Below are 18,551 nucleotides of genomic sequence, written 5' to 3'. Positions count from 1 at the left end.
CGCTGTCAACCGGGGGATCGTGACCGCCTCGTGACCAGGCGTCCGGCGGTGGTGTGACCGCCCACTGGGGGCTGCCGCCCCCAGACCCCCGCTTCGGCCTGAACGGCCTCGTCCTCAAACGCCGGACGGGCTGGATTCACCCACGGAGCTAAAGCAGTGACGGCACTTCAGTCGCCGAGACCTCGCGTGCCGCCCGTTCCAGGGCGCTGGCCAGGAGGGCCAGGTCCGTCGGGCCGTTGCCGAGTTCTCGTACGGGTCTGCGGGTCGGGGGGTCGCCCATGCGCTGCCAGTCCAGGGGGACGACCGTGGGGCGGAGGGTGGCCGTGCGGGGGATGCGGCCCGTGACGCGGCCGCCCTGGAAGGGGGTGGTCCGGCCGTCGGGGCGGGTCAGGCTGCCGCGGCCCGGTGCCGGGTCGTCAGGGCCGGTGCCCGGGGCGTCGAGGGCCACCCGGAGGGTGGCCTTCCGGGCCGGTTCCGTGTCCGCCGTACGGCCGCCGGGGGCGGTTGCGGCCACCAGGTGGACGCCGAGTCGCTCGCCCTCGCGGGCCACCGCCTCCAGCGCCCGCATGACCGAACCCGCGGCCGGGCGGCCCGGTGAGCCGAGTGCGGGGGAGACCAGGGCGTCCAGATCGTCCACGACCACCACCAGCCGGGGGAGGGGCGGTGCCGCTTCGGTCTGGCGGCGCGCCGCCCCCGGGCGCAGCCGAATGGTCGAGCTGGGCGGGGAGTCCAGGTCGCCGGTCGCGGTCGTACCGGTCGCCCGCTGGGCCACCATGCGGCCCGACAGCTCCCGGCCCGTGTGCCACTCGGCGAAGGTGGAGCGGCCCAGCAGCTCGGCACGGCGCTTCAGCTCGGCGCTCAGGGACTGCGCGAACTCCCGCATGCGGACGGGGTCGTTGGCGGTGAGGTGGGTCGTGACGTGCGGGACGTCCGTACAGACCCGCAGGTCGTCGCCGCCCCCGGCGGTGGCACCCCCGGCGCTCACGCTGTCCCGGCCGTCCATCAGGACGATGCCCAGCCGGTCGGGGCGCTCGGCCGCGGCCAGCGAGGCGACCACGGCCCGCAGCAGCTCCGTACGACCGCTGCCCGCGGGGCCCTCGATCAGCAGGTGCGGGCCGTCGGCGGCGAGGTCCGCGCTGACCGGGCCGCGCGGACCGGCGCCGAGCACGACCCAGGCCCGGCCGCCGAGCGAGTCCGTGTCGTCCGCCGCGTCCGCCCAACGCGCCATCAGTGACGCCGGGGTGGCCCTCGCAAGCCCCAACTCGTCCAGCAGCCGCGCCGCTTGGGGCAACGGCACGAACACGCGTGCGTGCCGCTCGGTCCCCGAACCATCCGTCCTGAGCGGCGCCAGCGCCCGCGCGAACCGCTCGGCCCAGGCGGGCGAGACCGCGTCCACGGCGGCCACGGTGCCGGGGCCTATGGGGCCGGGGTGCGGGTGGGCGGTGGCCGTGGTCATGGGCGCGGGCACGGGCCTGGGCATGGTGTGGGTGTCGGCCGGTGACGCCGCATCCGCGCGGACGGCCGGGTCCGCCGCCTGCGTCGGCGGGCGGTCTCCGGTCCCGCCCCCGGGGATTGCGGAACCGGTCCGCGCCACTCGCATCAGTCGCAGCGCCGTCGCCACGTCCCCGCTCAGCAGCGCGACCGCGCCGCAGTCCCGGAAGGCCGGTGCCACCGCGCACGCCGCCTCGTACGTCTCCGTCACCGGTGACGCGGGCGAGGCCGACACCGTCTCGGCGAGGCAGACGACATGTATCCCGGCCCGCGGCCCCTCCAGCGCCAGCCGCGCCACCGCCTCCCGCACCGCGGCGCCTCCGGGGTCGCCGTCCACGACGACCACGGTGTACGGCCCGGGGAAGCCGTCCGGCTCCTCCGCGCCGTCGTCGGTCCGGGCCCAGGAGGGCCTGCGGGCCTGGGAACGGACGTCGTAGGTGGGGGGCGCCGACCGAGTTCCGTGCCGTGCCTCCGTCTGCTGGTCCTCCAGGCGCCGCAGCAGCTCGTCGGTGCGGGCCGTGGCCTGTTCGCGGTCGTAGGCGAGGAGCAGGCGGCAGTCCTGGCCGTGGCCGGGGCGCAGGTGGGGGAGCCAGCCGAGCCAGGACCATTCCGCGGTGCGCTCCTCCAGTGGGCGGGAGCGGTCCGCGGCGATCAGGACGATCTCCAGGGCTTCGGGCGAGTGCAGCGCGGCCAGCTGGGCCAGCACCGCGCGGGCCAGCCCGGACAGCCGGGTGCGGGGGCCGGCCAGGCCCAGCGCCCCGGCCTCGCGCAGATCCGCGGTCACCGGCACCGCGGGCAGCAGCCCGGAGCCGTCGGGCGCCGCCCGGTCCGCCGTACCGAGTCGCACCGTGAGCGCCTCGGGGTGCCCCGGCCCGCGCTCCCACAGCCGGGGGCCGGGGCCGAGCGCCGTCAGCAGCAGCGCCGCCGGGTCGGGCCAGGTCTCCGGGAGCTGGGGGCCGGTGCGGGGCGCGGGCCCTGCTGTCGGGTCCGGATCGTCGTCCTCGTCGTACACGTCATGCTCGGCCATGGCCTGTTCGCCGCGGCCGCCGGCCAGCCGTCGTGCCCAGGCGGAGAGCCCCCCGCGCCTGCGCAGGCCCGGGGGCACGTCCGTCCCGCGGAGCGGGGTTCCCTTGCGGCGGCCGGTCTCGGGGGCGTCCGTGTCCTGCGGTGAGTCCCATGCGACCGCGCCGAAGTGGCCCGCGTGGGTGTCGCCGCCCGCCGCGGACGGTCCTGCGGCCCTCATCTCCATCCGCGGTGCGCCGCCCTGCTCAGGCACCAGCGGGGGCTCGGCGCTGCCGTGTCCCTGGGCGGAGGGGGGTGTGGCGGAGGGGTCGCCGCCGTCGGCCACGCGTGCGTGCAGCGTCGCTGCGGGCGCCGGGGTGCCACTCCCAGGGGCCGCCGATGTCCCGTCGGCGGCCGCCGGCTCCCGCTCACCCCCGGAGACCACCCGGACGTGCCCTTCGCCGTCCGGCGCCGTCGGCACCCGCGCGCCCGGCCCCCCGGCCGGAGCAACCCGCAGCGCCGATTCGCCGATACGGAGCAGCGCGCCCGGGGTGAAGCGCACGGGGCGGGTGCTCAGGCGGGTGCCGTCCAGGGTCGTGCCGTTCGTGGAGTCGAGGTCGGCGACCGAGACCTGGCCGTCCGCGGCGACCGTGACCGCACAGTGGAGGCGGGAGACGTCCGGGTCGTCGAGCGGGACGTCGGCGTCGGCGGAGCGGCCGATACGGATCTCGCCGCCGTGCAGGAGATGCACGCCGCCCGCATCCGGACCTGCGACGACATGCAGCTGGGTCGGGGCGTCGTCCAGCTCGGGGTGCGGCTCCGGCTCGGCGGGGGCGCCCAGGGAGAGCACCGCGCCGTCGATCATCGGAGGCTCGCCGAGCGTGCTGCGGCGGTCGTCCAGGCGCTCCGCGCCCGCGTACAGCACCACCGCGCCGCCGGAGGCCGAGGCGCTCGCGTCGCCCGCGACCGCCGAGGCCAGCGCCGACGCCACCGCGGCCAGGGCCGTACCGGCGGGCGCCGTGACCAGCACGTCACAGCTCGCCGTGCGGCCCCGCGCGCGGTCGGGCGGGCCCAGGGGGTCTACGACGGTCAGCCGGATCTGCATCGCCGTCAGCGGTCCCTTCTGCGCGGGTCTGCGCGGGCGCGGACTACCCCCACCCCACACGAGCACATCGGCCAGTACTGCTACGCAAGGCATCCTCGCACCTGCCACTGACAACGCGCCCGCCGCTCGGGGGCAAGTGATCTTGATTGGTCGGCTCTGCCCGCAAAAGTGCCTGACAGGTGACCTGTCGGCGATCGCTTGAGATCGGTCACGTCTGCTTCGGGCAACCGGCGGACCGAGTCGAGCGTCTTTCCTTCGAACATGCACGGGGAGGCATACGTAAGACGCTGGGACGGCGACAGGTCGGTGCCGCGCACAGCGGCACTACAGTGGGTCGGAACGGTAAGCAAGCAGCAGGGAGCACATGACGTGCGGCCGGTAGGCAGCAAGTACCTGCTCGAGGAGCCGCTCGGGCGCGGCGCCACGGGCACCGTCTGGCGGGCCCGCCAGCGAGAGACCGCGGGGGCCGAGGCCGCCGTGCCCGGTCAGCCCGGCGAGACCGTCGCGATCAAGGTCCTGAAGGAAGAGCTCGCCAGCGACGCGGACATCGTGATGCGCTTCCTCAGAGAGCGCTCCGTGCTGCTGCGCCTGACCCACCCGAACATCGTCCGGGTCCGCGACCTGGTCGTGGAGGGCGATCTGCTGGCGCTGGTCATGGACCTCGTCGAGGGCCCCGACCTGCACCGCTACCTGCGCGAGAACGGCCCCTTCAGCCCGGTGGCCGCATCCCTCCTCACCGCCCAGATCGCCGACGCGCTCGCCGCCAGCCACGCCGACGGCGTCGTGCACCGCGATCTGAAGCCCGCCAACGTCCTGCTCAAGCAGGACGGCGGCCAGATGCACCCGATGCTCACCGACTTCGGCATCGCCCGCCTGGCCGACTCCCCGGGCCTGACCCGCACCCACGAGTTCGTCGGCACGCCCGCGTACGTCGCACCGGAGTCCGCCGAGGGCCGCCCGCAGACCTCCGCCGTCGACATCTACGGCGCCGGGATCCTGATGTACGAGCTGGTCACCGGCCGTCCCCCGTTCGGCGGCGGCTCGGCCCTCGAAGTACTGCACCAGCACCTGAGCGCCGAGCCGCGCCGCCCGTCCACGATTCCGGACCCGCTCTGGACGGTCATAGAGCGCTGCCTGCGCAAGAACCCGGAGGAACGGCCCAGCGCCGAGAACCTCGCGCGCGCCCTGCGCGTCGTGGCCGAGGGCGTCGGTGTGCACGCGAACGCCGCGCAGATCGCCGCCGCGGAGGCCGTCGGCGCCCTGCTGGCCCCCGACCCGATGCCGGCCGCCGTCCCCGGCTCGGCCGACCCCACGCAGGTCCTGCAGCACGGAGCGGGCTCGTACGACCCGAACGCGGCGACCAGCTTCCTGCCCCACACCGGCGGCGCACCGGGCGCCGCCGACCCCACCGCCGTACTCCCGAACACCGGGGCCGCGGACCCGACCGCCGTCATGCCGCCGATGCCCCAGGGTCAGCCCGGGCAGCAGCCCGAGCAGCCGCACCCCTGGCAGAACCAGCTGCGCGCCGCCCGCGACCGCAACGAGCAGACGCAGGTCCAGTACCTCGACCCCGACGAGGACCCGCTGCGCCGCCGCCCCCAGCGACAGGCCGCCCGCCCGCAGCAGCAGCGACCCCGTCAGCAGCGGCCGCAGCAGGGGTACGGCTATCCGCAGCAGCAACAGCCACAGCAGTACGCCCCACCGCAGCACCAGCAGCCCCAGCGGTACGCGCCTCCGCAGGAGCCGCAGCGGCCCGCGCGTGAGCCGCGCCGGTCGCGAGAGCCCAGCCCCAACCGGATGAAGATTCCCGGGCTGGGCTGTCTGAAGGGCTGCCTGTTCACGATCGTCATCCTGTTCGTCGCGGGCTGGCTGGTCTGGGAGCTGAGCCCGCTCCAGGAGTGGATCGGCACGACCAAGAGCTACTGGCAGCAGCTGTCCGACATGTTCAGCACCGTGAGCGGCTGGATCGGAAAACTGGGCGACCTCGTCGGCAACAAAGGCGGCAAGTGAGCAGCGAGCTTGGTGATTTGTCGACACCTGGCGGGTGATTTCCGTCTCTGCGGTGAAGGTTGGCTCCTCGGACGCGTAGCTTTAGCGACACAACGCGTCCCGTAGGAGCAGTCTTGGCACGGAAGATCGGCAGCCGGTACACCGCGAACCAGATCCTGGGGCGGGGCAGCGCCGGCACGGTGTGGCTGGGCGAGGGGCCCGAGGGACCCGTCGCCATCAAGCTGCTGCGTGAGGATCTCGCGTCCGACCAGGAACTCGTCGGCCGCTTCGTGCAGGAGCGCACGGCGCTGCTCGGTCTCGACCACCCGAACGTCGTCTCCGTGCGCGACCTGGTGGTGGACGGCAACGACCTCGCGCTGGTCATGGACCTGGTACGCGGCACCGACCTGCGCACCCGCCTCGACCGCGAACGCCGGCTCGCGCCCGCGGCGGCGGTGGCGATCGTGGCCGACGTCGCGGACGGCCTCGCCGCCGCGCACGCGGCGGGCGTCGTGCACCGCGACGTCAAGCCGGAGAACGTCCTCCTCGACATGCAGGGCCCGCTGGGCCCCGGCGGCTCCCATCCCGCCCTCCTGACCGACTTCGGCGTCGCGAAGCTGATCGACTCCCCGCGCCGCACCCGCGCGACGAAGATCATCGGTACCCCGGACTATCTGGCCCCGGAGATCGTGGAGGGCCTGCCGCCACGCGCGGCCGTCGACATCTACGCCCTCGCGACCGTCCTCTACGAGCTGCTGGCGGGCTTCACCCCGTTCGGCGGCGGCCATCCCGGCGCCGTACTGCGCCGCCATGTCACGGAGACCGTGGTCCCGCTCCCCGGGATCCCGGACGAGCTCTGGCAGCTCCTCGTGCAGTGCCTGGCCAAGGCACCGGCCTCCCGGCTGCGCGCCTCGGAACTGGGCGCCCGGCTGCGGGAACTGCTGCCGCTGGTCGCGGGCATGCCGCCGCTGGACGTGGACGAGCCGGACACGGAGCCGGCGGACGAGCCGGAGCCGGCGGCCGGGGAGGCGGTCACCCCGGCCCGCGAACGGGTACGGCGCGGCGCGGTCCCCCTGGTACCCGGCGCGAAGCCGGCCGACTCCAACCGGGACACCCATACGTCGATGAGGGTCCCGGCCCCGGACGAGCTGGCCGGCGGCGCCCGCGGAACGGCCCGGGTACCTCGGCCGGCGGGCGCGCCGCGGCCGGGTTCCGCACGGCACCGCGCCGTGACGCGCAGGCGCCGGATGGTGCTGGGGGCGGCCGCGGCGCTGCTGGTGGCGGCGGCCGGGGTGGGGACATGGCTGGCGACGTCGGGAGACGACGCGGGGGCGACTCCACAGGACTCCAAGCACTCGGCGCCGGCGTCGCCGTGACCAGGGTGGTTCGCTTGCCCGCGCTTGAGGGTGCCGCGGTGCTGTAGCCGGACACTCACCGCTTGGCGGAGCCGTTACGCTGGAGGCGTGGCAGTCGTCGATGTATCCGAAGAGCTCAAGTCCCTCTCCTCGACCATGGAGTCGATCGAGGCCGTTCTGGACCTCGACAAGCTGAGGGCAGACATCGCCGTGCTCGAGGAGCAGGCGGCCGCGCCGTCCCTGTGGGACAACCCGGACGAGGCGCAGAAGATCACCAGCAAGCTGAGCCACCTGCAGGCCGAGGTCAGGAAGGCCGAGGCGCTGCGCGGGCGGATCGACGATCTCGCCGTGCTCTTCGAGATGGCCGAGGAGGAGGACGACCCGGACACCCGCGCCGAGGCCGAGTCCGAGCTCGCCGCCGTCAAGAAGGCGCTGGACGAGATGGAGGTCCGCACGCTCCTGAGCGGTGAGTACGACTCCCGTGAGGCGCTCGTCAACATCCGCGCCGAGGCCGGAGGCGTCGACGCCGCCGACTTCGCCGAGAAGCTGCAGCGGATGTATCTGCGCTGGGCGGAGCAGAAGGGCTACAAGACCGAGCTCATCGAGACGTCCTACGCCGAAGAGGCCGGCATCAAGTCGACCACCTTCGCCGTGCAGGTGCCGTACGCCTACGGCACCCTCTCGGTCGAGCAGGGCACCCACCGGCTCGTGCGCATCTCCCCGTTCGACAACCAGGGGCGGCGCCAGACCTCCTTCGCGGGCGTCGAGGTGCTTCCCGTGGTCGAGCAGACCGACCACATCGAGATCGACGAGTCCGAACTGCGCGTGGACGTGTACCGGTCCTCGGGCCCCGGCGGTCAGGGCGTCAACACCACCGACTCCGCGGTGCGCCTCACCCACCTCCCCACCGGCATCGTCGTCTCCTGTCAGAACGAGCGGTCGCAGATCCAGAACAAGGCCACCGCGATGAACGTCCTCCAGGCCAAGCTCCTTGAGCGGCGCCGCCAGGAGGAGCAGGCCAAGATGGACGCCCTGAAGGGCGACGGCGGCAACTCCTGGGGCAACCAGATGCGTTCGTACGTCCTGCACCCGTACCAGATGGTCAAGGACCTGCGCACCGACTTCGAAGTCGGCAACCCCGAGGCCGTGTTCAACGGTGAGATCGACGGGTTCCTCGAGGCGGGTATTCGCTGGCGCAAGCAGCAAGAGAAGTAACTTTGTCGACTTGCCAACTGCCGCCCCACGGGCGGCAGTTGCTGTTTGTCTGGGTTTTACATCACACTCACAGGTTCCAACTCGCTGTAAACAACCCGCAAGTGGACATTGCGCACGCAATGCCCTTGACGTTGCTTTGAAAAATGGGAAGGGTGAAGCGCGGCATGCGTATCTCTGGGGCGCATGTGAACCGGGGGAATTTTGCAGCGCAGCCACCTCCGTCGATCACGGCCCCCGAGCGCCGCCTCAATGACGATGAGCTACTGGGGGTAGCAACCTTATGACGAAGAAGACGCGGCTCCGCGTCGCGCGGGTAGCCGCTGGCGCAGTGATCGCTGCCGGTGCCTCGCTGACCGCCGCCGGTGCCGCTTCCGCGGTGGGTATCGACGTGAACGTGGCCGGTGTCAACGTGGGTGTCAACACCGGCGGCGACGACACCGGGGGTACGGGCGGCGGCCCGTGCGACGTCGTTGTCGACCCGACCTGCGACCCCGGCGGCACCACGGGTGGCAGCACGACCGGCGGTGCGACGACGGGCGGTGACACCACGGGCGGTGCGACGACCGGCGGTGACACCACGGGCGGTGCCACGACCGGCGGCGACACCACGGGTGGCGTGATCGGTGGCGTGATCGGTGGCGGCACCACCGGCGGCGACACCACGGGCGGTGCCACGACGGGCGGTGCGACGACCGGCGGTGACACCACGGGCGGTGCCACGACCGGCGGTGCGACGACCGGCGGTGACACCACGGGCGGTGCCACGACCGGCGGCAGCACCACTGGCGGTGGCAGCACCACGGGTGGCGGCAGCACCACGGGTGGCGGCAACGGCAACTCGGGTGGCAGCGGCAATGGGAACGGCCACGGCCACGGGAACAACGGTGGTGGCAACTCCAACACCAACCCCGACGGCAACGCCGGCACCTCCACCCAGGACCAGGGCTCCTCGGTCCTCACGGACACCGGCTCGAACACCGAGACCCAGACCAAGGGCAAGGGTCAGCAGCTCGCCGAGACCGGTGCCGGCCAGACGACCTTCCTGATCATCGGTGCGGCCACCATGATCGCCGGTGGCGTCGGCTTCCGCCTTCTGCCGCGCCTCGTGGGCGGCCGTGGCGGTGCGGCTGCCTGACGGTAGCCGTGTGCACACGCAATGTGTGCGACGACGTACGACGAGGGGCCCGGAGCGTGCATCGCTCCGGGCCCCTCGGGCGTCTCGGTGCCCCTGTGACGCGCCCTACGCGGTCTGGTGCGCCAGTAGCGCCACCGCGGCGATCAGCACTGCCAGCAGTGCGATCAGCGCCATGGGGTTGAGCCCCGCGAAGAAGTTCTCCTGCTGCAGCCGCTCGCGGTTCGCACGGCACACGGGGCACCGGCCCTCGCTCACGGGCGCCGCGCAGTTTGCGCACACCAGCCGGTCGTACGTCATGCGCTCGCCCTCCTTGCGAATACGTTCCACTGGGAGAACGGTTTGTCGTTGCCGAACGTTCCCCTCTCTACTGTGCCAGGTTCCTCCGGAGGTCGCGCGGGGTCGCCCCGAGAGGGGCGGTGACGCTTGTCTCGCGGCTGCCCCTGACAAAGTCCCGTACAAAAGGGCACAACCTGCACCCAACCCCAACCGCCGCCTGCGCTTGTGCACCCGACTCGCGTATGGTCACGCTCATCTACCCCCGGCGACCCGTGGTGCATCCGTGATCCGATTCGACAACGTCTCCAAGGTCTACCCCAAGCAGACCCGTCCTGCACTCAGGGATGTGTCCCTGGAAGTGGAGAAGGGCGAGTTCGTGTTCCTCGTGGGGTCCTCGGGCTCCGGAAAGTCCACCTTTCTGCGGCTGATCCTCCGCGAGGAGCGGTGCAGCCACGGTCAGGTGCACGTTCTGGGCAAGGACCTCGCGCGCCTGTCCAACTGGAAGGTGCCGCAGATGCGCCGCCAGTTGGGGACGGTGTTCCAGGACTTCCGGCTGCTGCCGAACAAGACGGTGGCGGAGAACGTCGCCTTCGCGCAGGAGGTCATCGGCAAGTCGAAGGGCGAGATCCGCAAGTCCGTGCCGCAGGTGCTCGACCTGGTCGGCCTGGGCGGGAAAGAGGATCGGATGCCCGGTGAGTTGTCCGGTGGTGAACAGCAGCGCGTGGCCATCGCGCGCGCCTTCGTCAACCGGCCCAAACTGCTCATTGCGGACGAGCCGACCGGCAACCTCGACCCGCAGACCTCCGTCGGCATCATGAAGCTGCTCGACCGGATCAACCGGACGGGCACCACCGTGGTGATGGCGACGCACGACCAGAACATCGTGGACCAGATGCGCAAGCGCGTCATCGAGCTGGAGAAGGGCCGCCTCGTCCGCGACCAGGCACGCGGCGTCTACGGCTACCAGCACTGACCGCCACGTCCACGGAAAGGCTCAACCAGTCGCCATGCGCGCACAGTTCGTACTCTCCGAGATCGGTGTCGGTCTCCGCCGCAACCTGACCATGACCTTCGCGGTCATCGTCTCCGTCGCCCTGTCCCTGGCCCTGTTCGGCGGGTCGCTCCTGATGAGCGACCAGGTCAGCACGATGAAGGGCTACTGGTACGACAAGGTCAACGTCTCGATCTTCCTCTGCAACAAGAGCGACGCCGAGTCCGACCCCAACTGCGCCAAGGGCGCGGTCACCGACGACCAGAAGAAGCAGATCCTCTCCGACCTGGAGAAGATGACGACGGTCGTCCAGAAGGTCACCTATGAGTCGCAGGACGATGCGTACAAGCACTACAAGCAGCAGTTCGGCGACTCCCCGCTGGCCAGTTCCCTCACGCCGGACCAGATGCAGGAGTCGTACCGGATCAAGCTGAAGAACCCGGAGAAGTACCAGGTCATCGCAACCGCCTTCGACGGGCGCGACGGTGTGCAGTCCGTGCAGGACCAAAAGGGCATTCTGGACAATCTGTTCGGACTGCTGAACGGCATGAACTGGGCCGCGCGGGCCGTGATGGCGCTGATGCTCGTGGTCGCGCTGATGCTGATCGTCAACACCGTGCGGGTGTCCGCGTTCAGCCGGCGGCGTGAGACCGGGATCATGCGCCTGGTCGGTGCCTCCGGCTTCTACATCCAGGCGCCGTTCATCGCGGAGGCGGCGGTCGCCGGGCTCATCGGCGGGACGGTCGCCTGCGGGTTCCTGGTGGTCGCGCGGTACTTCATCATCGACCACGGTCTGGCCCTGTCCCAGAAGCTGAATCTGATCAACTTCATCGGCTGGGACGCGGTGTTGACCAAGCTGCCGCTCATCCTCGCCACGAGTCTGCTGATGCCTGCGCTTGCCGCGTTCTTCGCGCTGCGCAAGTACCTGAAGGTGTGACGCATGCCAAGAGGGCCGTACGGTCAACCGGCCGTGCGGCCCTTCGCGTTGTCCTAGACTCACCGGCATGTCAGGTCGTGACCTGTTCTGCCAGCCCCGCCGCATTCGCCGCGGGGCCGTCCTGACATTGGTCTTCGCGAGCGTGCTCGTCGCGGGCGCGGCGACCGGCTCCTTCTCCGAGAGCGACCGGAAATCCCCGTCCGGTGCGGCCCGTTCGAGCGTGCCCGCCGGTCATCACGAGGACGTGGCGAAGGCGGCCGAGGAGGCCCTGGCCGACGGCAAGTCCCCGATGGAGGCCGCGGAGCGCGCGGTCAGCCGCAGCGGAGACCGCTGGGGCGCCGTCTACTCCGAGGGCGAGTACCAGGAGTTCGAGGAGGCCCTCGACGGCCAGTACACCGGCGTCGGCCTGTGGGCCAGGCGCGAGCGGGACGGCCGTATCGAGGTGACCAAGGTGGCCGCCGACTCGCCCGCGGCCGCCGCCGGGATCCGCAAGGGCGACCGGCTGCGCACCATCGACGGCGAGAGGGTCGACGGGCAGCCCGTCACCGAGGTCGTGTCGTTACTGCGCGGCGACGCCACCGACGCGGCCGCCGGTACGGCGGTGCGGCTGGGCCTGCAGCGCGGCACGCACGCGTGGATCGAGACCTTGCGCCGCGCGCATCTGTCCACCGATTCGGTCACCGTTCGAAAGCTCGCCGACGGGGTCACCGTGATCAGGATCGCCGCGTTCACCAAGGGCTCCGGCGACGTCGTCCGCACCGCCGTACGGCAGGCCCCCGCAGGCGCCGGGATCATCCTCGACCTGCGCGGCAACTCCGGCGGCCTGGTCACCGAGGCCGTGACCACCGCCTCCGCCTTCCTCGACGGCGGCCTCGTCGCCACGTACGACGTCGACGGCGAGCAGCAGGCCCTGCATGCCGCCCCCGGCGGCGACACCACCAGACCCCTGGTCGCGCTCGTCGACGGCGGGACGATGAGCGCGGCCGAAATGCTGACCGGCGCCCTCCAGGACCGCGGCCGTGCGGTCGTCGTGGGCTCCCGCACCTTCGGCAAGGGCTCGGTCCAGATGCCGCGCCAGCTCCCCGGCGGCTCCGTCGCCGAACTGACCGTCGGGCACTACCGCACCCCTTCCGGCCGCAGCGTCGACGGCCGGGGCATCACCCCCGACCTGGACGTCACCTCGCCGGGCCAGGCGGCCGTCGAGCGGGCCGAGACCGTGCTCGACGGCCTGGGCGACGCCGACTAGACAGCCGTTGCGGACAGCCGTTAAAGGGCTGGCCCGGACACCCCCGCGTAGTGCGAAAATGGACGGCACTATGAGCAAGGGAATGTACGTACCGAAGGAGTCCCAGCCCAAGCAGGGCGGGGCGGCCGCGAAGGCCAGGGACGGCGAGAAGGGCGGCAAGCGCAAGATCGTCGCCCAGAACAAGAAGGCCCGGCACGACTACGCGATCGTCGACACCTACGAGGCCGGCCTGGTGCTGACCGGCACCGAGGTCAAGTCGCTGCGCGAAGGACGGACCTCGCTGACCGACGGCTTCGTCCAGATCGACCGTGGTGAGGCGTGGCTGCACAACGCCCACATCCCGGAGTACCACCAGGGCAGCTGGACCAACCACTCCGCGCGCCGCAAGCGCAAGCTGCTGCTGCACCGTGAGGAGATCGACAAGCTGGAGTCCAAGGCGCAGGAGACGGGTCACACGATCGTGCCCCTCGCCCTGTACTTCAAGGACGGCCGTGCGAAGGCCGAGATCGCCCTCGCACGAGGCAAGAAGGAGTACGACAAGCGCCAGACCCTGCGGGAGAAGCAGGACCGGCGGGAGTCGGACCGGGCGATCGCGGCGGCGAAGCGCAGGCAGCGCGGCGTGTAGCAGACCCGGCGCCCGGGAATACGGTGGCATCGTCGCTCGTTGTTCACGTACGATGGCACTGCACCTCACAGCGGGTGCACGCCCTCTTCGGAGGGGCCCTCTCCGGAGGGGTTGAAAACACAACATGGGGATGATCGGTTTCGACAGCGGCTGTCGAAGCAGGGGAAGCGTGTCGAGGAAGCGGCAATGATCTCGTAAACCATATGCCGCAAAAAATAATCGCCAATTCCAAGAGCGATTCTCCCGAGCTTTTCGCTCTCGCTGCCTGATCAGGTAGTGATCGAATAGCTCCTTAATGGGAGTGTCAGCCCGGGGCTGTTCCCGACCCGGATCCTGGCATCAGCTAGGGGACTAAACCTTGATCCCGGTCACGGGGTGAAGAGGGAAATCAAACAGTGACTGGGCCCGTCGGCGACTTGTTCGCGTGATCGCCGGGGCCGAGAAAATCGCAGCGAACTGCACACGGAGAAGCCCTGATTCCGCACCGTTGGACGCGGGTTCGATTCCCGCCATCTCCACTCATCCCATGTGGGCAAGGCCCCGTCGCTTCCGAGCGGCGGGGCCTTTGTCGTGTACACCTTCACAGGACCCACACAGCTGCCATAGGGTGATCGCGACCGGCGACCGGGGGTATGCCGAAGAACTCCGGGCCGACCTGGGCAGGGCCCTCGGCCCGCACCTCTGCACGGCCGTACGGTCTCACCCCACCCCACGAAGGACCCACCCACGCATGTTCCTGATCCGTCTCCTGCCCAGGCTGCCCCGCGAGATCTGTCTCGCCGTCATCGGGCTCATCGGCGGTGTCTTCCTCGCCGGCCACGGCATCGTCCAGGCCCACGCCGAACTCACCGGGATGCCCGGGACCGTCCAGGTCACCGACTGCCGACGCGCCACCGGAGCGTGGAGCGACCTCTGGGAGGACGGATGGGCCTGTGCCGGGTCGTTCGAGTCCGACGACCACAGCGTGCGGATCCCCGCCGTCGGCATCGACGGCATCCTGACGTCCCCTCCCGACAAGCCCCTCGCCGCCCGCGTCGACGGGGCCTCGGCCCGCACCGCGACCAAGGACAGCTCCGGCCGGTGGAAGTGGCCCGCCCTCACCGGCGTCGTCGTGCTCGCCTTCACCGCCTGGCGGATCCGCTCCATCCGCGGCCTTTTGCGCGAGCGCCGCGCCGAGGGAGCCGCAAACCCGGTCCCGGCCTGAGGGCCCGGCCCGGAGTCCCACAACCGCGGCGCCGGATGTGGTGCCGCACCATATGTCGAGGGACCGTTCACGCTTCTACGGTCCCTCCCCATGACCCAGACCAGAGCCGCACGTCACAGCACCCTCCTCGCGACCCTCCTGGTCGCGCTGATCGCCGCCTTCCTCACCCCGGGCAGGGCGGCCGCCGCCTCCCTCCAGGAAGTCACCGGCTTCGGCTCCAACCCCGGAGCCCTGCGCATGTTCCGGTACGTGCCGGACGGGCTTCCTGCCGGGCGGCCCGTCGTCGTCGCCCTGCACGGGTGCACGCAGGACGCATCCGGGTACGGCACCGGCAGCGGCTGGCTCCAGCTCGCCGACCGGTGGGGGTTCTCCGTCGTGCTGCCGCAGCAGCAGAGCAGCAACAACGCCTCGAACTGCTTCGACTGGTTCCAGAGCGGGGACATCGAACGCGGCCAGGGCGAGGCCGCGAGCGTCGCGCAGATGGTGGACCGGCAACTCGCCGACGTCGGCGGCGACGCCTCACGCGTGTACGTCACCGGACTGTCCGCCGGCGGTGGCATGACCGCCGTGATGATGGCGGACTACCCGGAGAAGTTCGCCGCGGGCGGCATTGTCGCCGGGCTGCCGTACGGATGCGCGCAGGCCGCCGGATCGCCGTATGTCTGCATGTACGTCGGCGCCACGCAGACGGCGAAACAGTGGGGCGACCGGGTGCGCGCCGCCCGACCGGGCTACACCGGCCCGTGGCCCACGCTCACCGTCTTCCAGGGCAGCGCCGACTACACCGTCAAGCCCGTCAACATGACCGACCTGATGAAGCAGTGGACCGATGTGCACGGGGCCGACCAGACCGCGGACGTCAGCGACACCGTCGCCGGCTATCCCCACCAGGTCTTCCGGGACCCGGCAGGGAACACCGCCGTCGAGACGTACAGCATCACCGGCATGGGGCACGGGCAGCCGGTCGACCCCGGCAGCGGCACCGCGCAGTGCGGTGCCGCCGGGGCCTACCTCCTCGATGTGAACCTGTGCGCCGCCTACCGGCTCGGGCTCGCCTGGGGCCTCAGCGCAGGGTGAACGTAGACAGGCGTACGCCCTTGCTCAGGACCAGATAGACGTCCGTACGGCCCTTCGTCGCGCCCGACAGCTTCGCGGTCACCGTCGTGTAGTCGTACGGCGACGACGTGCCCGCGAAGCGCGCCGTGCCGACGAGGGTGCCGGTCGGTGAGCCGAGCCGCACCTCCACCGTGCCGGACGAGGTCCCGGCGACCCGTGCGCCGAACTCGTCGGCGCCCGGCTCCAGTCGGGTGTCCGCGAACTTCAGCCACGCGCCGTCGGAGGCCGCCGACACCGCCGTACCGCTCGCCTTGGACTCGTCGACGAGAGCGATGCCGGCGGAGTAGTCGTCGAAGTTCTCCGCGCGTGTCGTCTTCGACAGGTCTCGGGGCGGGATCGTCTCCCCCTTCACCTGCCAGGACGTACGGGCGCGGATGTCGGAGGACGACGAGCCCACCAGGACGTCGTAAGTGCCGCTCTCCACCACCCACTTGGAGCGGGTGACGTCCCAGTGCGCGAGGTCCGACGGCCGTACCTTCAGCCGGACCGTCCGCGTCTCACCCGGCTTCAGCGACACCCGCTGGAAGGACTTGAGCTGCTTGAGCGGCTGTTTGTCGCGGGAGGTGCGCTGGTGGGTGTAGAGCTGGACCACCTCCGCGCCCGCCCGGCTGCCGGTGTTGGTGACCGCGACCTCGTAGCCGTCGCCCACCCGCCGCAGACCGGAGTACGCGAACGTCGTGTACGACAGGCCGTAGCCGAAGGGATAGAGCGCCTGCCCCGTGAAGTACTGGTAGGTGCGGTCCGACTTGATGATGTCGTAGTCGAGGATCGGCGGGAGGTCGGCGTCGGAGCGGTACCAGGTCTGGGTGAGGCGGCCCGACGGGTTGGCGTCGCCGTAGAGCAGATCGGCGAGGGCGTTGCCGGTCTCCTGGCCCGCGTGGGTGGTCCACAGCAGCGCGGGAACCTCCTTCTGCAAGGACCCCAGGGTGGTCGGATAGCTGTTCTCGACGATCACGACCGTGTGCGGGTTGGCCGCCCGCACCGCCTTGACCAGGGCCTCCTGAGCCGGAGCCAGGGCCAGGTCCGTGCGGTCGTGGGCCTCGCGGCCGTTGATGGAGGGGTCGGAGCCGACCACCACGACCGCCTGGTCCTTGCCCTTGACCGCGGCGACCGCCTCCGCGACACCGCTGCGGACCACGTCCTTGGTGTAGTGGGCCGCCTGGTCCTTGGCGACCAGGCCGAGGGTGCCGTCCGTGCCCGTCGGGCCCAGGTAGACCGGGTTCGACCACCAGGACTCGCCGGTCTCGTAGCCGGCGTAGCGGAGCAGGTACGTGCCGTCGTCCTGGCGCTCCAGCTTGAACTGCTGCTGTACGTACCAGCCGTTCGGCTGTTTCTGGTCGTTGACGAAGTTCGACCAGTTGTAGCCGACGTACTTGCCGTTCGCCGCTGAGCGCAGGGTCACGATGCCGGAGCCCCAGTCGAAGACGTCGAACTGGGCTCCCGTACCGGAATCCGCCGTCTCCTTCAGGGGCGCGCCCGCCTCACCCGCCCCCGCCGTCACGTACTTGCCGGTCGCCGTGTCCTTCAGGGCGATCCGGTCCACGCCCTCGCTGCCGGCGACCGGGGCGCCGAGCTTGGACTCGATGCCGTCCTTCGGGGTGACGGCGTAGGGGAGGGTGCCGGAGTACCAGTCCGTGTAGAGGGTGTCGGCGAGCGGGCCGACGACGGCGGCGCTGCCCGTCTTCCTCAGCGGCAGCACGCCGTCGTTCTTCAGCAGGACCGCCGCCTCGGTGGCCGCCTTGCGGGCCAGGGCGCGGTGGGCGGGGCTGTCGATGACGGACGCGTCGATGGAGCCGTACTTGCCGCCGCCGGGGTCGAACTCGCCGAGGCGGACGCGGACGCTCAGCACGTCTCCCGCGGCCTTGTCGACGTCCGACTCCTTCAACAGGCCGGCGGACAGGGCCGACTTGATCGCCGTGGTCGTCGGGCCGGAGTCGGTGTCGTTGTCGGTGAAGCTGTCGATGCCCGCCTTCAGCGCCGCCGCGTCGGCCTCGGTCTGGGTGCCGTAGTACTTCTGGCTGCCGACGAGGTTCCCGGGCGCCGCGGCATCCGTCACATTCAGCAGGTTCTTCGAGGTCCAGGTCCGGACGGTGTCGTCGAGGGCCGGATTCACCGTGTTCGGGCGGCCGTTGACCAGGTTGTACGAGGTCATCACGCCGGTCGCCGCATTCGCCTCGATCGCGGGCTTGAAGGCCTGCTCGTCGTACTCCTTCAGCACGCGCGGGCGCAGTTCGGAGCTGGTGGTGTCGCGGTGCTCCTCGTTGTTGTTGGCGAGGAAGTGCTTCAGCGTCGGGGCCGTCTTGAGGTGGTCCGGGTCGCCTCCCGTCAGGCCCGTGCCGTACGCCGTGGAGATCGCGCCGGTCAGATACGGGTCCTCGGAGTAACCCTCCTCGTTGCGGCCCCAGCGCGGGTCGCGCAGCAGGTTGACCACGGGGGCCCACAGGTTCAGGCCCCAGCCCGCGGGGCGGGTCTGCTGGAAGCCGCGTGCCTCGTCGCCGACCGCCGAGCCGACCTGGCGGAGCAGGGCCGGGTCCCAGGTGGAGGCGAGACCGACGGCCTGCGGAAACACGGTCGTCCTGCCGAGCCAGGCCACGCCGTGCAGGGCCTCGGTGCCGGTGCGGAAGGACTGGATGCCGAGGCGGGGGATGGCGGGCTCGTACTGGTGGAGGAGGGAGATCTTCTCGTCGAGGGTGAGGCGGGAGAGGAGGTCCGAGACCCGGGCGGCCACCGGGAGATTAGGGTCGCGGAACGGGTAGGCGGGGTCGTCGGCATGGGCGGGGACGGTGGCGCCCAGACCCGCGATCAGGGTCAGGGCCGCCAGCAGCGTGGTCCTCTGTCTTCTTCGCTTGCCCTTCATGTCACGG

The 18,551-nt window shown here is 71.3% G+C and carries 13 protein-coding genes and 1 other RNA gene; 11 read left to right on the top strand and 3 right to left on the bottom strand.

The window, feature by feature from the left end; genetic code table 11:
- Positions 1–148 precede the first annotated feature (148 nt).
- Complete coding sequence (locus ABD355_RS25470; protein ID WP_344403001.1) at positions 149–3,598, bottom strand: FHA domain-containing protein; 3,450 nt, start codon at positions 3,596–3,598, stop codon at positions 149–151.
- 369 nt (positions 3,599–3,967) lie between these two features.
- Here ABD355_RS25470 and ABD355_RS25465 point away from each other — a divergent pair, with 369 nt between their 5' ends.
- The 4 genes from ABD355_RS25465 (at position 3,968) to ABD355_RS25450 (ending at position 9,292) form a co-directional block, all read left to right on the top strand.
- Positions 3,968–5,608, top strand: coding sequence for a serine/threonine-protein kinase (locus ABD355_RS25465; protein WP_344402935.1), 1,641 nt, complete (start codon positions 3,968–3,970; stop codon positions 5,606–5,608).
- Positions 5,609–5,721: 113 nt separating this feature from the next.
- A complete protein-coding gene (locus tag ABD355_RS25460; RefSeq protein ID WP_344402934.1) occupies positions 5,722–6,963 on the top strand; it encodes a serine/threonine-protein kinase in 1,242 nt (413 codons plus the stop codon).
- A gap of 87 nt (positions 6,964–7,050) precedes the next feature.
- Entirely contained in the window at positions 7,051–8,157 is a 1,107-nt protein-coding gene (prfB, locus tag ABD355_RS25455) for a peptide chain release factor 2 (RefSeq protein ID WP_344402933.1), read from the top strand.
- Between the two features lie 280 nt (positions 8,158–8,437).
- Positions 8,438–9,292 (top strand): hypothetical protein, encoded by an 855-nt coding sequence (locus ABD355_RS25450; protein ID WP_344402932.1) that lies wholly within the window; start codon positions 8,438–8,440, stop codon positions 9,290–9,292.
- Between the two features lie 105 nt (positions 9,293–9,397).
- Here ABD355_RS25450 and ABD355_RS25445 read toward each other — a convergent pair whose 3' ends face one another.
- Complete coding sequence (locus ABD355_RS25445; protein ID WP_016438128.1) at positions 9,398–9,589, bottom strand: hypothetical protein; 192 nt, start codon at positions 9,587–9,589, stop codon at positions 9,398–9,400.
- 262 nt (positions 9,590–9,851) lie between these two features.
- Between ABD355_RS25445 and ftsE the strand changes: the two genes are divergently transcribed.
- The 7 genes from ftsE to ABD355_RS25410 all read left to right on the top strand — a co-directional run bounded on the left by ftsE (position 9,852) and on the right by ABD355_RS25410 (position 15,648).
- A complete protein-coding gene (gene ftsE / locus ABD355_RS25440; protein WP_030943440.1) occupies positions 9,852–10,541 on the top strand; it encodes a cell division ATP-binding protein FtsE in 690 nt (229 codons plus the stop codon).
- Between the two features lie 34 nt (positions 10,542–10,575).
- A complete protein-coding gene (gene ftsX / locus ABD355_RS25435) occupies positions 10,576–11,496 on the top strand; it encodes a permease-like cell division protein FtsX (protein ID WP_115907857.1) in 921 nt (306 codons plus the stop codon).
- 67 nt (positions 11,497–11,563) lie between these two features.
- Positions 11,564–12,742 (top strand): S41 family peptidase, encoded by a 1,179-nt coding sequence (locus ABD355_RS25430; protein WP_344402931.1) that lies wholly within the window; start codon positions 11,564–11,566, stop codon positions 12,740–12,742.
- A gap of 82 nt (positions 12,743–12,824) precedes the next feature.
- On the top strand, positions 12,825–13,367 hold the full coding sequence (gene smpB, locus ABD355_RS25425; RefSeq protein ID WP_344402999.1) for an SsrA-binding protein SmpB: 543 nt from the start codon (positions 12,825–12,827) through the stop codon (positions 13,365–13,367).
- Positions 13,368–13,493: 126 nt separating this feature from the next.
- Positions 13,494–13,888, top strand: a transfer-messenger RNA (tmRNA) gene (ssrA, locus tag ABD355_RS25420).
- A 209-nt stretch (positions 13,889–14,097) separates the two neighbouring features.
- Positions 14,098–14,571 (top strand): hypothetical protein, encoded by a 474-nt coding sequence (locus tag ABD355_RS25415; protein WP_344402929.1) that lies wholly within the window; start codon positions 14,098–14,100, stop codon positions 14,569–14,571.
- Between the two features lie 90 nt (positions 14,572–14,661).
- Entirely contained in the window at positions 14,662–15,648 is a 987-nt protein-coding gene (locus ABD355_RS25410; protein WP_344402927.1) for an extracellular catalytic domain type 1 short-chain-length polyhydroxyalkanoate depolymerase, read from the top strand.
- On the opposite strand, the gene ABD355_RS25405 is transcribed toward ABD355_RS25410, so the two are convergent.
- A complete protein-coding gene (locus ABD355_RS25405; protein WP_344402926.1) occupies positions 15,635–18,544 on the bottom strand; it encodes a glycoside hydrolase family 3 protein in 2,910 nt (969 codons plus the stop codon). The genes ABD355_RS25410 and ABD355_RS25405 overlap by 14 nt on opposite strands.
- Positions 18,545–18,551: the final 7 nt, after the last annotated feature.

This window comes from Streptomyces longisporus (assembly GCF_039532765.1).
Lineage (GTDB): Bacteria > Actinomycetota > Actinomycetes > Streptomycetales > Streptomycetaceae > Streptomyces > Streptomyces longisporus.
This window is presented reverse-complemented; position numbering and strand designations above follow the sequence as displayed.

What these genes read in the sequence shown, in the direction of transcription:
- smpB (WP_344402999.1), top strand. Translation starts at nt 12,825, where the DNA reads ATGTACGTACCGAAGGAGTCCCAGCCCAAGCAGGGCGGGGCGGCCGCG.
- ABD355_RS25415 (WP_344402929.1), top strand. Translation starts at nt 14,098, where the DNA reads ATGTTCCTGATCCGTCTCCTGCCCAGGCTGCCCCGCGAGATCTGTCTC.
- ABD355_RS25470 (WP_344403001.1), bottom strand. Translation starts at nt 3,598, where the DNA reads ATGCAGATCCGGCTGACCGTCGTAGACCCCCTGGGCCCGCCCGACCGC.
- ABD355_RS25405 (WP_344402926.1), bottom strand. Translation starts at nt 18,544, where the DNA reads ATGAAGGGCAAGCGAAGAAGACAGAGGACCACGCTGCTGGCGGCCCTG.
- ABD355_RS25450 (WP_344402932.1), top strand. Translation starts at nt 8,438, where the DNA reads ATGACGAAGAAGACGCGGCTCCGCGTCGCGCGGGTAGCCGCTGGCGCA.
- ABD355_RS25410 (WP_344402927.1), top strand. Translation starts at nt 14,662, where the DNA reads ATGACCCAGACCAGAGCCGCACGTCACAGCACCCTCCTCGCGACCCTC.
- ABD355_RS25430 (WP_344402931.1), top strand. Translation starts at nt 11,564, where the DNA reads ATGTCAGGTCGTGACCTGTTCTGCCAGCCCCGCCGCATTCGCCGCGGG.
- ABD355_RS25445 (WP_016438128.1), bottom strand. Translation starts at nt 9,589, where the DNA reads ATGACGTACGACCGGCTGGTGTGCGCAAACTGCGCGGCGCCCGTGAGC.
- ftsX (WP_115907857.1), top strand. Translation starts at nt 10,576, where the DNA reads ATGCGCGCACAGTTCGTACTCTCCGAGATCGGTGTCGGTCTCCGCCGC.